This window comes from Rhizobium tibeticum (assembly GCF_900110205.1).
Classification (GTDB): domain Bacteria; phylum Pseudomonadota; class Alphaproteobacteria; order Rhizobiales; family Rhizobiaceae; genus Rhizobium; species Rhizobium tibeticum.
Genome location: NZ_FOCV01000042.1, coordinates 1 through 13,901 on the forward strand (window position 1 = coordinate 1; position 13,901 = coordinate 13,901).

Genomic DNA, 13,901 nt, shown 5'->3' on the forward strand with positions numbered 1-13,901 from the left:
GCTAAAGCGCGTCGCCCGTTTTTTGATTCAGGTTCTCGAATCGACCGATTTGTGATTCCTTCGTAGCTGGAAGGAGACCGATCATGGGCAAATCACATCCGATCGAGTTGCGTTCCCGTGTTATTGCATTCGTTGAAGAGGGCAACACCCATCGTGAGGCGTCCCGTCATTTCCGGGTGTCGCCTCGATTTGTGAATAACCTTGTTATCCTGAAGCGTGAGACGGGCTCTCTGCTGCCGAGACGACAGGGCCATGTCGGCGGCGGCAAGTTGAGCGACCATGGAACATGGTTCCGTGAACGTATGGCTGAGAAGGGTGATTTGACGCTTGACGAATTGTGCCTCGAGCTTGCCGAGCGCGGCGTCATTGTGCATCGCTCGAGCGTCGGCCGCATGTTGCACCGGCTCGGGTTAAGCCACAAAAAAAAGCCTCATGGCAAGCGAGCAGCTTCGTCCGGAAATCGCTCGGGCGAGAAATCTATGGATAGAAAGACGCAAGCCGTTTTTTGATAAGGCTCTGGCGCGCCTTACTTTTATCGATGAGACGTCGACGAACACAAAGCTGACAAAACGCTCCGGTTGGTCGTTAAGGGGCCAACGTTACCGCAGTCATGCGCCTTTCGGATCCTGGAAGACGCAGACGTTTATCGCGGGCCTAAGATCGCATTCCATGGTCGCGCCATGGATCGTCAACGCACCAATGAATGCCGAGATATTCGAGACTTGGATCGAAACGCAACTCGTCCCAACTCTATCAAAGGGCGACATCGTCATTGCCGACAATGTCGGTTTCCACAAAAGCCAAAAGGCCGAAAAACTCATCAGACAAACCGGTGCCAGGCTGCTGTTCTTACCTGCCTATTCGCCCGACCTGAACCCAATCGAAATGGCCTTCTCGAAACTCAAGTCGCTCCTACGAAAGAAAGCCGCAAGGAGCTTCGACACAATATCGAATGCCCTCAGTGACATCTGTGCACTGTTCTCCGTTGAAGAATGTCGAAACTACTTCAAGGCCGCAGGGTATGAGGCGATTTAGGTGCGACAAGCTTTAGTAGGGAAGGCCGACGTAATTTTCCGCGAGCGCAGTCGAGGCTGCGCGCGAATGCGTGAGATAGTCGAGCTCGGCTTCCTGAATCTTTTGATCGAAGTCACCGGTGTTTGGAAACCGGTGCATCATCGTCGTCATCCACCAGGAGAAACGAACCGCCTTCCAGACCCGGGCAAGCGCCTTTTGCGAGTAGGCGTCGATGCCTGCGTTCGAACGATCCTGGTAATGCTCTACGAGGCCTGAAAACAGATAGTGCACGTCACTCGCGGCGAGATTGAGGCCTTTGGCGCCGGTCGGCGGAACGATATGGGCGGCATCGCCGACAAGGAACATGCGGCCGAACCGCATCGGCTCGGCAACGAAGGAGCGCAACGGCGCGATCGACTTCTCGAAGGAGGGCGCCGTGACAAGCGCCTCGGCATGGTGCACAGGCAGCCGACACCGCAACTCGCCCCAAAATCGATCGTCGCTCCAGTTCTCAACCCTCTCGTCCAGGGGACACTGGATGTAATAGCGGCTGCGATGTTGCGAACGCATGGAACAAAGCGCAAATCCGCGCGGGTGGTTGGCATAGATCAGTTCGTGGTTGACGGGAGCAACCTCTGCCAGAATTCCGAGCCAGCCGAAAGGGTAGACCTTCTCGAAGGTACGCAGCGACATTTCCGGCACCGCCTTGCGGCTGACGCCATGGAAGCCGTCGCAGCCGGCGATGAAATCGCAGTCTATGCGGTGGGTGGCGCCATCCTTCTCGTAGGTCACGTAAGGCATCCCTTTGTCGAAGTCGTGCGGCTCGACGCTCGCCGCCTCGTAGATCGTCTGCGCCCCGCTGATCTCGCGCTGCTCCATCAGATCCCGGGTGACTTCTGTCTGCCCGTAGACCATGACGCGCTTGCCGCCAGTCAGGCCGAAGAGGTCGATGCGGTGATCGCGCCCGTCGAAGGCAAGCGAGAAGCCATCATGCGGCAGCCCCTCGGCATGCATGCGCGCGCCGGCCTTTGCCTTGTCGATGAGACCAACGGTTCCTTCCTCCAGCACTCCGGCGCGCACGCGGCCGAGAATGTAGTCCTTTCCAACGCGGTCGAGGATGATGTTGTCGATACCGGCCTGCGATAGCAACTGGCCGAGCAAAAGCCCCGATGGGCCGGAGCCGATGATGGCTACCTGTGTGCGCATGGTGTCCTCCCGCACTTGTCTTTTGCCAAATTTTGACGAGGCAGTTGACCGTCAGCAATGGACAATTCCATCATGAAATTGCACTAATCGAACATAGGATGGAGAGGAGGCGACGGTGGCGAGGATCGTTCCGACATATGAGCTCTACGGGGAGAAAACCGGAGGAAAGCCGGATTTCTGGCTGCATTGCGAAACGATTCCATCGAGGAGCAGCCTGCATCATTGGGAGATCCGGCCGCACCGCCATGACAGTTTTTTTCAGATATTGTACATTGATAGCGGTTCTGGGGAGGCGATGTTCTCGAGCGTCTGGCACCCGATCGAACCGCAGTCGGTGATCACTGTTCCTCCAAGCCTCGACCATGGATTTCGCTTCTCCAGGGATATTGGCGGCTTCGTCATCACGGTGCTGAGTTCGCATCTGAAGGCCTTTCCCGGCGACCGCAGTCGGCTCGGAGAGTGGATGGCATCGCCGCACCTGACGAAACTCGACATGGACGATGAGGACGGCCGCTATGTCGCGGCTTGCCTGCAGCGACTGGGGCACGAGTTCGCGCAGCAGCGGGCCGGGCGCAACGATCTGTTGGAGTCCTATCTGACATCGGCCCTGCTGATCACGGCGCGGCTGTCTTCCGAAAAGCAGGAAGACCAGGGGGCTGCCGATGAAAATGAGCGCCGCATGGAGCTGCTGCACGGGCTGATCCAGCGGCATTTCAAGTCGCATGAGCCGGCTGCCTTCTATGCCAAGGCGCTCGGCATTTCGCCGACGCACCTCAATCGGATCGTGCGCGCGACGACCGGCCACGGAGCACATGAGCTGATCACCCGCAAACTCCTCGACGAGGCAAAGCGCGAGCTGGTCTTCACCTTCGGCAGCGTCCAGGCGATCGCCTTCCGGCTTGGGTTTTCGGATCCCGCCTATTTCTCGCGCTTCTTCCTCAAACAGGCCGGCCAGACACCGCGGGCATGGCGCGTGGCGGAGCGGGCCAAACTCGGCGTCTAGCGCAACACCAGGCGCAGAGCCTTTTGTGTTTCTTTGAGCAGAGGCAGATAACGGACCGGCATATCGGCGGCCGGCGCGTGGGCGACCGGTGCGCCAATATTGATCGCCGCCACCGTCTGTCCGCGGTCGTTCTCGACAGGCACGGCAATCGAGCAAAGGCCAATTTCCAATTCCTGGTCGATAACCGCATAGCCCTGTTCGCGCACGCGCCGGAACTCGCTGACCAGTTCTTCCACATCTGTCTTGGTATTCGGCGTGTTGGGCTTGAGGTCGGTGCGGGCGAGGATGGATCTGGCTTCGGTCTCCGTGAGCGCCGCAAGCAGCACCCGACCCATCGAGGCGCAGAAGGCCGGCAGGCGGCTGCCGGGTGTCAGGTTGATCGACATGACGCGGCGCTGCGAGGCACGGGCGATATAGACGATCTCGGTGCCGTCGAGCACCGAAGCTGACGCGCTCTGCCCGGCCTTCTCCGACAACTGGTCGAGATGGGGCTGGATAAGAACAGGCAGGGGCGTTGCAGAGAGATAGGCGTGTCCGAGCCGCAGGATCTTCGGCGTCAGGGCAAAGAACTTGCCGTCATAATCGGCATAGCCAAGTTCGGCCAGCGTCAGCAACGAGCGGCGCACCGTGGCGCGGTCGAGCCCGGTCAGCTTCGCGGCTTCGGCAATCGAAAGGCGCTGGCGCGTCTCCTCGAATGCTTCGATGACCTTCAGTCCTCTGGCAAACCCACTGACAAAATCTGTTTCACGCATCACCGTTCTCCCCGCCATCATTCTGTGCGATATACGAACAAATGTCAAATACCGCACAAAATATTTGACGTCGGTTTCGTAGAAGCGCTTATTGGCCGGCATTCGACAGCAGGATCACGGGAGGCCACATGGCGAAGATCGTATCGTTGAAGGAAGCCGTGGCTGAAAACGTCAGGGATGGCGACACCGTCGCCATGGAAGGCTTCACCCATCTCATCCCCTATGCCGCCGGCCACGAGGTGATCCGCCAGGGCAAGAAGGATCTCTATCTGATCCGCATGACCCCGGACATTCTCTACGACCAGCTGATCGGGGTAGGGGCCGCGCGCGGCATGAAGTTCTCCTGGGGCGGCAATCCGGGCGTCGGCTCACTGCATCGCTTCCGCGATGCGGTGGAGAACCAGTGGCCGCGGCTGTTGGAAATCGAAGAGCACAGCCACGCGGCCATGGCCAATGCCTACGAGGCGGGGGCGGCCAATCTGCCGTTTGCCGCTTTGCGCGGCTATATCGGCGCCGATCTTCCCAAGGTCAATCAAAACATCAAGTCCGTCACCTGCCCCTTCACCGGCGAGGTTCTGGCCGCCGTTCCGGCCATTCGCCCTGATGTCACGATCATTCACGCGCTGCGTGCCGACCGCAAGGGCAACGTCCTGCTCGAAGGCATCGTCGGCGTGCAGAAGGAAGCCGTGCTTGCCGCCAAGCGCTCGATCGTGACAGTCGAGGAGATCGTCGATGAGCTCGACCCGCCATCGCCAAACTCAGTCGTGTTGCCGACCTGGGCCGTGAGCGCTGTGGCGAACGTGCCGGGCGGCGCATTCCCATCCTATGCGCAGGGCTACTATCCGCGCTCGAACGCCTTTTACATCGCCTGGGACGAGATCGCTCGCGATCGCGACGCCTTCAAGACGTGGATCGACGAGAATGTCATGCAGGCGAGCCCGGAAGACTTTGCCAAGCATGCAAAGAAGGTTGCGTGAGGAGGAAAGAATGAGCGACTTTACCCCTACCGAAATGATGACGATTGCCGCCGCGCGTGCGCTGACCAACGACGACGTCTGCTTCGTCGGCATCGGTGCACCCTCGGCCGCCTGCAACGTTGCGCGGCTCACGCACGCACCTGATATTACGCTGATCTACGAGAGCGGCACAGTCGGCACCAAACCGGACGTGCTACCTCTGTCGATCGGCGATGGCGAACTTTGCGACACCGCGCTTTTCACCGTATCGGTGCCGGAAATGTTCCGCTACTGGCTGCAAGGCGGCCGCATCACCACGGGCTTTCTCGGCGGCGCACAGATCGACAAGTTCGCAAATCTGAACACGACGGTGGTCGGCCCTTACGATCATCCGAAGGTACGCCTGCCCGGTGGTGGTGGGGCGCCCGAGATCGCCAGCAATTGCGGTCAGATCTTCATCACCATGGCGCTTTCCAAGCGCGGCTTCGTCGACAAACTCCCCTTCGTCACCTCCATGGGCCACGGCGAAGGCGGCAATCACCGCGAGCGTCTCGGCATGACGACCAAGGGGCCGACCCGCGTCATCACCGATCTCTGCATTCTCGAACCGGATCCGGTGACGAAGGAGCTTACGGTCGTCTCAATCCATCGCGGCGTCAGCCGACAGCAGATCGTCGAGAATTGCGGCTGGACGATCAAGTTTGCCGACCAAGTCATCGAAACCCCGGTCCCGACCGACACCGAACTCATGACGCTGCGCGACATCAATGCGCGCACGAAAAAAGCCCATCAGGGCGACAAGGAGACCGCATAGATGCCTGACGCATATATCTGCGATTATATCCGCACCCCAATCGGCCGCTTCGGCGGTTCGCTTTCAACCGTTCGTGCCGACGATCTCGGCGCTGTGCCCGTCAAGGCGCTCATTGAGCGCAACGGCAAGGTGGATTGGGAAGCCGTCGACGACGTGATCTTCGGCTGCGCCAACCAGGCTGGCGAGGACAATCGCAACGTTGCCCGGATGTCTTCGCTACTGGCTGGCCTGCCCGTCTCCGTACCTGGCACGACGATAAACCGTCTCTGCGGCTCTGGCATGGATGCGGTGATCGCCGCTGCCCGTGCAATCCGTGCCGGCGAGGCCGAGCTGATGGTTGCGGGCGGCGTCGAAAGCATGTCGCGCGCACCCTTCGTCATTCCGAAGGCCGAGACGGCGTTTTCGCGCCACGCCGAGATCTATGACACGACGATCGGCTGGCGCTTCGTCAATCCTCTCATGAAAAAGCAATACGGCGTCGACTCCATGCCGGAAACCGGCGAGAACGTCGCCGAAGACTATAAGGTTTCGCGCGAAGATCAGGATGCCTTCGCTATACGTAGCCAGGCCAAGGCCGCGGCTGCGCAGGAAAACGGCCGCCTGTCGAAGGAAATCACCTCGGTCACCATCCCGCAGCGCAAGGGAGATCCTGTCATCGTCGACAAGGACGAGCATCCGCGTGCGACCACAATGGAAGCGCTCGCCAAGCTTTCCACTCCCTTCAAGAAGGAAGGCGGGACGGTAACGGCCGGCAATGCCTCCGGCGTCAACGACGGCGCCGCCGCCCTGATCATCGCCAGCGAAGCTGCGGTCAGAAAGTATGGACTGACCCCGATCGCCCGCATTCTGGGTGGAGCAGCGGCCGCCGTGCCACCGCGCATCATGGGCATCGGCCCGATTCCGGCGTCGCGCAAGCTGATGTCGCGGCTTGGCATGACGCAAGCCCAGTTTGATGTGATCGAGCTCAACGAAGCCTTCGCATCGCAGGGCCTGGCAGTTCTGCGCGAACTCGCCATAGCCGACGACGACGGCCGGGTGAACCGCAATGGTGGAGCGATCGCGCTTGGCCATCCGCTTGGCATGTCCGGCGCGCGCATCACGGGGACAGCAGCGGTCGAACTGCGCGAAACCGGCGGACGCTACTCGCTCTCGACCATGTGCATCGGAGTCGGGCAGGGGATTGCGATCGCGCTTGAGCGCGTCTGACACGCGCCACAAAAGAAAGCGGCGCGGCAGGACCGTTGCGCCGATTTCCATCTGCGCGGTGTTGCTTAGGGCATCAGCTGGCCGCCGTTGACCTCGATGATCTGGCCGGTGACATAACCGGAAAGTGTTGGAGATGCGAGGAACAGGTAGGCGCCGACGCAATCCTCCGGCGTCCCGACGAAACCCATCGGGATGGACTTGCGCTGCATTTCCATCTGCTCGTCGTTCGTATAGCGCTCATGAAACGGTGTCGCGATGACGCCAGGGGCCACCGCGTTGACGCGAATGCGGTCGGGAACGAACTCCTTGGCATGACCGCGGGTGATGGTCGAAACGAAACCCTTTGATGCCGCATAAAGCACGGCGCCGTTGCCGCCGCCGTTGCGCGCCGCAATCGAAGTCGTGTTGATGATGAACCCACCCTGCTTCTTCAGCCACGGATGGGCCGCGCGTGTGGCGGCGAGCACCGAGCGAGCGTTCAGATCCATGACCTTCATGTAGTGCTCGTCGGTATATTCAGCGGTTGGCTTGCGGCCGAGCATGCCGCCGGCATTGTTTATCAGCCCGTCAAGATGCCCAAAGGTTCTCGCCGTCTCCTCGACGACGCGTTCGCTCTCGCCTTCCCGTGACACGTCGCCATGCACGAGATGCGCCGTACCGCCTGCCGCCCGGATCTCTTCGGCAAGCGCTTCGGCCGGCTCCCGGCTGGCATTGTAGTGAATGCCGAGCTTCATTTCCTGGGCGGCAAAAGCCCGCGCCAAGGCAGCACCGATTCCCGTCGAAGCGCCGGTGATCAACACCGCCTTGCCGGCAAGGTCCGGAATCTTCATGGATGCAAGCAATTGAGCAAGATTTGCCATGGCAGCGACAGCCTCCGCAGTGTGGTGGGACAGATAGGGGCGAGTTGGGAGCTTATCAGCCTCTCTCGACCCGGGGCAATGCAATATCGCTACGTCGCAACATCGAGTTCGGGGTAGTGCCGAAAGATGCCTTCCTCGTTGAAGGCGAGGCGGCGCTCCGAGCGTAGGTAGGCTGAGAGGCTGGGGCGCTTTGAGACAGCGTCGTGCAACGCTGCCAAGGCTGGATAGGCAGTCGCATAAGCCTTCATCGCATTTGGAAAGGCATATCTCAGGCCCTCGATCACCTGAAACAGGGACAGGTCAACGTAGCTAAGCGTGTCGCCAACGATGTGGCTTGGCCCCTTTGGATTCTGTTGCAGCACTTGCTCGAAGTAGCCGAGGAACTTTGGAATGCGCTCGCTGATAAAAGCGGCGGAGCGGGCTTTCGCCTCCTCCTTCTGATCCTCGTAGTAGCGGGACGTCGCGATCGGGTGGTGCGTGTCGTGCACCTCCGCTACCAGATCGGTGATCGTCAGTTGCAGGCCGTTGGCGACGTAGCGGAGCTTTTCGACCTCAGGCGCAAGACCGAGCTTCGGCCCGAGATAGAAGAGGATGTTGGCGACATGAGAGACAATCAGATCGCCATCTTTGAGAAATGGCGGCGCGAATGGAATATGGGGTTCGAGCCTGCTCTGCATCAGCTCCAGCATGACGCCGGTGCCCATCCCACGTCCGGACTGTCTGGCAACGTCGACATAGTCTGCTCGCGCTTCTTCCAGCGCCAGACGCACGAACTCGCCGCGGCCCTGAATGCCATCCCAATAATACAGCTCATATGCCATGAATGCCCTCCTGTGGTTCGCATCATATTGCGATGTGTATGCTGCTCGTTGTGCTTGCTGTGTCGCCGCGGCCTTCTTCGCGAAGGGTCGAGCCCTCACCCACGGGACGCGCCGTGGCGGCGCCTCTGCGCCCTTGTGGGACGCCTCGTGAGGATCCTTCTCCCATAGCACCTACCTCATTGCGGGAGAGTGCTCCGACGAGGCGACCTATTTGCGATAATACTTGCGCGAAGCCGCCATCATCTTTTCCAAGGTGGGGATCAGCGGCACAGCCGAACGTGCATCAGGGAAGAACAGTGCGACCAGATTGTCGATCGCATAAACAAGGATTAGGGCGAGGCTCAGATAGGCGATCGCGGCGATAACGAGAACAGTCATTCTGCCCTCACACTGGCGCAACGAAGGGGTAGCAGGCCGCTACGATCATCAAAACCGCAATAGCATCGAAGCCGCTTCTGTTCATGGCAACGCTCCCCAATGCCGCTATGAACATCCGAGTGGGACTTTGGTTCCATCGCCGATTGCCGCCGCAGCATTTTTACTGCGAGGTAAGAGCTATGCACCGTCATCCGTGTTTTCCCCGAAGCGCCCTTCGCGCACCCTTTGGAAATTAATAAAGCAACAGCAATGCATTCGTGTGACGAAGGGCGTCACAAGGACGCCCTTTGCAACAACCGACGTGAGGGTCACGATGATTTGCCGCTGGCTGTTTTCCTTGGAGCGGCCGCCTTCATCACGCCATTTGCCTTCGCAGGTGCGACCGAGCGCTTGCGCGTCTTCACCTCCTTGCCATCCACAGATGCGGCGGACCCTTCAAGCGCTTCGCGCTCGGCCCGGGCTTGTTCCCAATGTAGGAAATCTCGTCCCGGTGGACGCCCTTCCTCTTCCCAAAGCGCATAGGCACGCTTCTTGATCCACTCTTCGTGAGTCTCTGTCATCGCCGATCTCCAGTCAGATGATGCCCGTGGTCTAACGCGATACTGGCGCAAGAGTTCCAGAGGAAACACGCAGTTTCAAGCAATTTTTGACACACCGCAAAAAAGAAATTCCGCATTGCAGCAATGAACTCTCGCACCGCACAGCAATTTTTCTCCGGGCGAGTGATCTTCAAGCAAGAAAGTCGGGCAACGTCGCGCCCTTGCGTGCACAATTGAACGCCGCAGCTTTGTCGTTATAGTTCAACGCAATGTTTTATCTCATATCGACCTATTGGCCACATATTCTATTCGTTGTTTCGCTCGCCATGGGCGCCGCAGCAGCGATCCACGCAGCCATGACCAAGGAAGAGGTCCGCGCCGCGATCGGCTGGGTCGGCGTCATCATCCTCTCGCCAATCGTTGGGGCCGTGCTTTATGCGATTGCAGGCATCAACCGCATCCGTCGCGCCTCGCTCAGCCTTCGGCGCGATGCGCTGATACCCGAAGCGGACCTTGACGAGCTCGAAAGCTTCGACGCCGACAGCGACATCGTCATCACTGGCTTCGGCCGTCGTTTCGCCGCCCTGCAGACACTCGGCGACCGCGTCGCCCGCAATCCGCTCGCAACCGGCAATACGATCGACATGCTGGAGACGGGCGACGACTGTTACGCCGCGATGAAGACGGCGATCGATGGCGCTGAGCGGAGCGTCTTGCTGGAGACCTACATTTTTGACCGCGACCCGATCGGACTGAGGATCGCCGATTCCCTCATTGCCGCCGTAAAGCGTGGCGTCGAGGTGCGCGTGCTGATCGATGCCGTCGGCGCCCGCTATTCCGTGCCGAGCATTCTCGGTTACCTTGCCGAGGGCGGCGTTACCGTCTCGGTCTTCAATGGAAACGTCATCATCGGGTTGCGCTTGCCATATGCGAACCTGCGCACCCACCGCAAGATCCTCATCGTCGACGGCCGCATTGCGCTGACAGGCGGCATGAACATCCGGGCCGGATTCACCCGCGAGATGGCGGGAGACAACTTCGCCCGCGACACGCATTTCAGCGTCACCGGGCCGGTTGTCGCCGATCTCTTCAACGTCGCGGCTGAGGACTGGGGCTTTGCCACGGGCGAAAACCTGCAAGGAGAGGCGTGGCGTACCGCGATACCCGAGCGGCAGCCGGGGGATCCCGTCTTCATGCGTGTCGTGGCATCGGGGCCTGACAGAAGTATGGAGACAAACCACAAGATGCTGATGGGGGCCTTCTCCATTGCGCGCAAATCGATCCGGATCATGTCGCCCTATTTCCTGCCGGACCGCGAGCTCATCAGTGCACTGGCGACGGCGGCAAGACGCGGCGTGGAGGTCGATATCGTCGTTCCGGCTGTCAATAATCTCGTCCTCGTCGACCGCGCCATGACCGCGCAATTCGACCAGGTCCTCACCAACTACTGCCGCATCTGGCGCTCCAGCGGTGCTTTCAGCCACTCCAAGCTGCTGTCGATCGACGGCGTCTGGTCCTACGTCGGATCGTCCAACCTCGACCCGAGATCGCTTCGGCTGAATTTCGAGATCGACCTGGAAGTGCTGAATGAAGGTTTTGCCAGCGAGATAGACGACCATATCGATGAGGCCATCAAGTCGGCTTCGCCGGTCACGCTCCAGGGCTTGCGCGCGCGCCCCTTGGCCGTCCGGCTGCTCGAGAAGGTCCTGTGGCTCGGATCGCCTTACTTGTAGGAGATTTCTTCGGCCTAAAGGCGTGGCAAGTTTGAATACCCGGCCTATACTCCGAACAGAACCTCTTCGACCAACGGAACGCCAGCAAACTCCGATGCATGCCAAAAAGCACAGCCTGCCCGCCAACATCCTTGCGTCGATCCGCAGTCGAAGAAAGCAGCTGGATGCGGCACATTCGGAGCAAAAGCCGCGATCAGATGGCACTCTGATCGCCTCATACAACGTCCACAAATGCGTCGGCAACGACCGGCGCTTCGACCCGGAGCGAACCAGTCGCGTGATTCATGAAATCGGCGCTGACGTCATCGCGCTGCAGGAGGCCGACACCCGCTTTGGCGAGCGCACCGGCATCCTCGACCTTGGTCGGCTGGAGCGGGAAACCGGACTGATCCCGGTACCTGTGAACGGCATGGCCAAGGCTCATGGCTGGCATGGCAATGTCGTGCTCTTTAGGAGAGGCTTGGTGCGTGACGTGCACCAAATCAATCTTCCCGGGCTCGAGCCCCGCGGTGCGCTTGTCGCCGAACTCGATCTGGAACGCGGCGGGGCCCTGCGCATCATCGCTGCCCATTTCGGCCTGCTTCGCCACTCGCGCGCGCAGCAGGCCAAAATGTTGGTCGAGCTGATGGCAGACAAGAGCGAGGTCCCGACCATCCTGCTCGGCGATCTCAATGAATGGCGGCTCGGCGACCGCTCGTCGCTGCACAGCTTCCAATCCGTTTTCGGCCCCCAGCCGGTGGCAGTGCCGAGCTTTCCCGCACGACTTCCCGTCCTCGCTCTTGATCGCATCATGGCAAACCGCAAGGGCGTCGTGACAGCCGTCGAGGCCCACGACACGCCGCTTGCCCGCGTCGCGTCGGATCACTTGCCAGTCAAAGCAGTGGTCAATCTCAAGCGGGTGGAGAAGCTGAACACGAAAAGCTAGCCTCTCGAGCTCATGTGAGGGCCGCCTTTCCTGTCGCGGGCACCTGCACGTCGCGCACGACAAGGCATCGTCACGGTCACGAAGCCTTGACACGGCTTGCGGACATGGCAGGTTCAGCTCGCGTCGACAGATATCTTGGATTGGGAGGTTTCGTGGTGCTTGGGGCCGGAGCTTTGCGACAGATGGCCGTGTTGCGCGGGTTTGCATGGTTGATTGGCGGCTTGATGACAAGGTGGACTATCGCGTGGTTGGCCGCCGGCATCGCTATGGCGCCTTTGGCGCTACACGCCCGGGCAGGCGATACTATGCCCCAGACACAAGCCTCAAAGGAACAGGTCCGCAAACTCGTCGCAACGCTGGAGCAGTACTACGCAAAAGCCGACAGCCTGCGCGACCGGCGCGACGCCTTCGAGGCCCTGATGGCATCGACACCCGAGCCGACGCGCGTCCAAATCAGGCAGGTCGACGCCGGCGGCGTCGACGCGCAGCTCATCTGGCCGGCAAGACTGCACCATCCCCTTGGCCGCCGGGCTATCCTCTATATTCATGGCGGCAGCTTCTACAGCGGTTCGCTGCGGACGCATCGAGCCCTGGCCGGCTCGCTGGCCAAGGCGGCATCGGCCGACGTCCTCCTCATCGACTACAGGCTCGCACCGGACTACCCGTATCCGGCTCAGGTCGACGATGCGCTGACAGCATATCGGTGGCTGCTCGATTCCGGCTATGAGAGCAACAACATCGTCCTTGCCGGCGAATCCGTCGGCGGGAATCTGGCGATCGAAGCGACGCTGCGGCAGATGCGGGTGAAAGGACCACTGCCTGCAGCCGTCGTCGCAATGAGCCCGATCACCGATCTGGCTGCCACAGGCGCTTCTTTGACGACGAACGCCAGTACCGATCCGCTGATCGACTCCGCCGAACTCGATCTGATGCGCAAAGCCTATCTGGGAACGCGCTCGCCGGCCGATCCCATGGTGTCACCTCTCTATGCCGACCTGACCGGATTTCCCCCGCTGCTGATGCAGGTCGGTGCGGGCGAAGCGCTTCTCGACGACACCCTGCGGCTGGCCGACAAGGCCCGAAAGGCCGGCGTTGATGTCCAGACGGAGATTTGGGCAGGCATGGTCCATCAGTGGCAGCTCTTCCCGTTCTGGCTCGATGATGCAAGGCAGTCGAACCAGCACGTTGCGGAGTACGCGATCAAACATTTCGCCGACAAACCGCAGCAGTGACTTCCAACCGTCAGCGGGGAAAATGCAACCGCGTCCAACGTTGTCATATTGCGTTGACGTAAATACAGGAATTCGACAGCGAAATCCCTCGTCGCCGAGCGGGTATGCACTGTGCCAAGGCAGAAGCGATCCGGATCCGTTAGGGCTTCGGCATCGACGAAAATGCTTCTCCGTCGCCCCCCTCCATCGGCTGGGCGCGCTCGCTCCGAAACAACCGCGACACGAAAGCCGGCTGAAAGCGCGCGCCAAGCCACGAGCACGGTGAGCCGCCTCTGGCAACATGGCCTCTTGTCGGACCGCTCGCAACGTCATGGAATTGCGCTTGGCTGATGCGCCAATGTGTCCGGGCTCCCTGCTCGTCCCAATGAACGACGGAAAGCTACCACACGAGACGGATCCGTCGCTCCACGTCACAAACGATAGGGCCGTTTGGTTTTATCGTTGACGCCATTTCGTGTCATC

At 60.3% G+C, this 13,901-nt stretch carries 15 protein-coding genes; 9 read left to right on the plus strand and 6 right to left on the minus strand.

What is annotated here, in order from left to right:
• Positions 1-83 precede the first annotated feature (83 nt).
• Entirely contained in the window at positions 84-509 is a 426-nt protein-coding gene (locus BSG20_RS37870) for a helix-turn-helix domain-containing protein (RefSeq protein ID WP_244551822.1), read from the plus strand.
• Complete coding sequence (locus tag BSG20_RS37875) at positions 433-1,035, plus strand: IS630 family transposase (RefSeq protein ID WP_143147551.1); 603 nt, start codon at positions 433-435, stop codon at positions 1,033-1,035. Before BSG20_RS37870 ends, BSG20_RS37875 begins: the two co-directional genes overlap by 77 nt.
• 12 nt (positions 1,036-1,047) lie before the next feature.
• Here BSG20_RS37875 and pobA read toward each other — a convergent pair whose 3' ends face one another.
• Complete coding sequence (pobA, locus tag BSG20_RS29610) at positions 1,048-2,220, minus strand: 4-hydroxybenzoate 3-monooxygenase (protein WP_093041572.1); 1,173 nt, start codon at positions 2,218-2,220, stop codon at positions 1,048-1,050.
• A 115-nt stretch (positions 2,221-2,335) separates the two neighbouring features.
• On the opposite strand from pobA, the gene BSG20_RS29615 reads away from it, so the two are divergent.
• Positions 2,336-3,223 carry a helix-turn-helix domain-containing protein gene (locus BSG20_RS29615; RefSeq protein WP_072381218.1) on the plus strand — a complete coding sequence of 296 codons (888 nt, stop codon included), beginning with the start codon at positions 2,336-2,338 and terminating at the stop codon, positions 3,221-3,223.
• On the opposite strand, the gene BSG20_RS29620 is transcribed toward BSG20_RS29615, so the two are convergent.
• Positions 3,220-3,975 (minus strand): IclR family transcriptional regulator, encoded by a 756-nt coding sequence (locus BSG20_RS29620; RefSeq protein ID WP_072381216.1) that lies wholly within the window; start codon positions 3,973-3,975, stop codon positions 3,220-3,222. The genes BSG20_RS29615 and BSG20_RS29620 overlap by 4 nt on opposite strands.
• Positions 3,976-4,103: 128 nt before the next feature.
• Here BSG20_RS29620 and BSG20_RS29625 point away from each other — a divergent pair, with 128 nt between their 5' ends.
• Genes BSG20_RS29625 through pcaF form a run of 3 tightly spaced genes read left to right on the plus strand, consistent with a single transcriptional unit; the run spans position 4,104 to position 6,951 of the window.
• Positions 4,104-4,952, plus strand: a complete 849-nt coding sequence (locus tag BSG20_RS29625) for a CoA transferase subunit A (protein ID WP_072381214.1) — start codon at positions 4,104-4,106, stop codon at positions 4,950-4,952.
• Positions 4,953-4,962: 10 nt separating this feature from the next.
• A complete protein-coding gene (locus tag BSG20_RS29630) occupies positions 4,963-5,745 on the plus strand; it encodes a CoA-transferase subunit beta (protein WP_072381212.1) in 783 nt (260 codons plus the stop codon).
• Positions 5,746-6,951, plus strand: coding sequence for a 3-oxoadipyl-CoA thiolase (pcaF, locus tag BSG20_RS29635; RefSeq protein WP_072381210.1), 1,206 nt, complete (start codon positions 5,746-5,748; stop codon positions 6,949-6,951).
• A 65-nt stretch (positions 6,952-7,016) separates the two neighbouring features.
• Here pcaF and BSG20_RS29640 read toward each other — a convergent pair whose 3' ends face one another.
• The 4 genes from BSG20_RS29640 to BSG20_RS29650 all read right to left on the minus strand — a co-directional run bounded on the left by BSG20_RS29640 (position 7,017) and on the right by BSG20_RS29650 (position 9,570).
• Positions 7,017-7,811 carry an SDR family NAD(P)-dependent oxidoreductase gene (locus tag BSG20_RS29640; RefSeq protein ID WP_037118624.1) on the minus strand — a complete coding sequence of 265 codons (795 nt, stop codon included), beginning with the start codon at positions 7,809-7,811 and terminating at the stop codon, positions 7,017-7,019.
• A gap of 89 nt (positions 7,812-7,900) precedes the next feature.
• Positions 7,901-8,632 carry a glutathione S-transferase gene (locus tag BSG20_RS29645; protein ID WP_072381207.1) on the minus strand — a complete coding sequence of 244 codons (732 nt, stop codon included), beginning with the start codon at positions 8,630-8,632 and terminating at the stop codon, positions 7,901-7,903.
• 207 nt (positions 8,633-8,839) lie between these two features.
• On the minus strand, positions 8,840-9,010 hold the full coding sequence (locus BSG20_RS36740) for a hypothetical protein (protein ID WP_167371627.1): 171 nt from the start codon (positions 9,008-9,010) through the stop codon (positions 8,840-8,842).
• Between the two features lie 308 nt (positions 9,011-9,318).
• The gene (locus BSG20_RS29650) at positions 9,319-9,570 is read right to left on the minus strand and encodes a DUF2934 domain-containing protein (protein ID WP_072381205.1); all 252 of its coding nucleotides are present in this window, start codon (positions 9,568-9,570) and stop codon (positions 9,319-9,321) included.
• 248 nt (positions 9,571-9,818) lie between these two features.
• Here BSG20_RS29650 and BSG20_RS29655 point away from each other — a divergent pair, with 248 nt between their 5' ends.
• The 3 genes from BSG20_RS29655 to BSG20_RS29665 all read left to right on the plus strand — a co-directional run bounded on the left by BSG20_RS29655 (position 9,819) and on the right by BSG20_RS29665 (position 13,439).
• Positions 9,819-11,282: a phospholipase D-like domain-containing protein gene (locus tag BSG20_RS29655; RefSeq protein WP_072381203.1), complete on the plus strand. Its 1,464-nt coding sequence runs from the start codon at positions 9,819-9,821 to the stop codon at positions 11,280-11,282.
• Between the two features lie 94 nt (positions 11,283-11,376).
• A complete protein-coding gene (locus tag BSG20_RS29660) occupies positions 11,377-12,207 on the plus strand; it encodes an endonuclease/exonuclease/phosphatase family protein (protein WP_072381201.1) in 831 nt (276 codons plus the stop codon).
• A 224-nt stretch (positions 12,208-12,431) separates the two neighbouring features.
• On the plus strand, positions 12,432-13,439 hold the full coding sequence (locus BSG20_RS29665; RefSeq protein ID WP_420884134.1) for an alpha/beta hydrolase: 1,008 nt from the start codon (positions 12,432-12,434) through the stop codon (positions 13,437-13,439).
• Positions 13,440-13,901: the final 462 nt, after the last annotated feature.

Bases quoted from the DNA above. Each gene is read 5' to 3' on its own strand.
- BSG20_RS36740 (WP_167371627.1), bottom strand. From the start codon at position 9,010: ATGACTGTTCTCGTTATCGCCGCGATCGCCTATCTGAGCCTCGCCCTA.
- pcaF (WP_072381210.1), top strand. From the start codon at position 5,746: ATGCCTGACGCATATATCTGCGATTATATCCGCACCCCAATCGGCCGC.
- pobA (WP_093041572.1), bottom strand. From the start codon at position 2,220: ATGCGCACACAGGTAGCCATCATCGGCTCCGGCCCATCGGGGCTTTTG.
- BSG20_RS37870 (WP_244551822.1), top strand. From the start codon at position 84: ATGGGCAAATCACATCCGATCGAGTTGCGTTCCCGTGTTATTGCATTC.
- BSG20_RS29620 (WP_072381216.1), bottom strand. From the start codon at position 3,975: ATGCGTGAAACAGATTTTGTCAGTGGGTTTGCCAGAGGACTGAAGGTC.
- BSG20_RS29630 (WP_072381212.1), top strand. From the start codon at position 4,963: ATGAGCGACTTTACCCCTACCGAAATGATGACGATTGCCGCCGCGCGT.
- BSG20_RS29665 (WP_420884134.1), top strand. From the start codon at position 12,432: ATGACAAGGTGGACTATCGCGTGGTTGGCCGCCGGCATCGCTATGGCG.
- BSG20_RS29645 (WP_072381207.1), bottom strand. From the start codon at position 8,632: ATGGCATATGAGCTGTATTATTGGGATGGCATTCAGGGCCGCGGCGAG.
- BSG20_RS29660 (WP_072381201.1), top strand. From the start codon at position 11,377: ATGCATGCCAAAAAGCACAGCCTGCCCGCCAACATCCTTGCGTCGATC.
- BSG20_RS37875 (WP_143147551.1), top strand. From the start codon at position 433: ATGGCAAGCGAGCAGCTTCGTCCGGAAATCGCTCGGGCGAGAAATCTA.
- BSG20_RS29650 (WP_072381205.1), bottom strand. From the start codon at position 9,570: ATGACAGAGACTCACGAAGAGTGGATCAAGAAGCGTGCCTATGCGCTT.
- BSG20_RS29625 (WP_072381214.1), top strand. From the start codon at position 4,104: ATGGCGAAGATCGTATCGTTGAAGGAAGCCGTGGCTGAAAACGTCAGG.
- BSG20_RS29640 (WP_037118624.1), bottom strand. From the start codon at position 7,811: ATGGCAAATCTTGCTCAATTGCTTGCATCCATGAAGATTCCGGACCTT.
- BSG20_RS29655 (WP_072381203.1), top strand. From the start codon at position 9,819: ATGTTTTATCTCATATCGACCTATTGGCCACATATTCTATTCGTTGTT.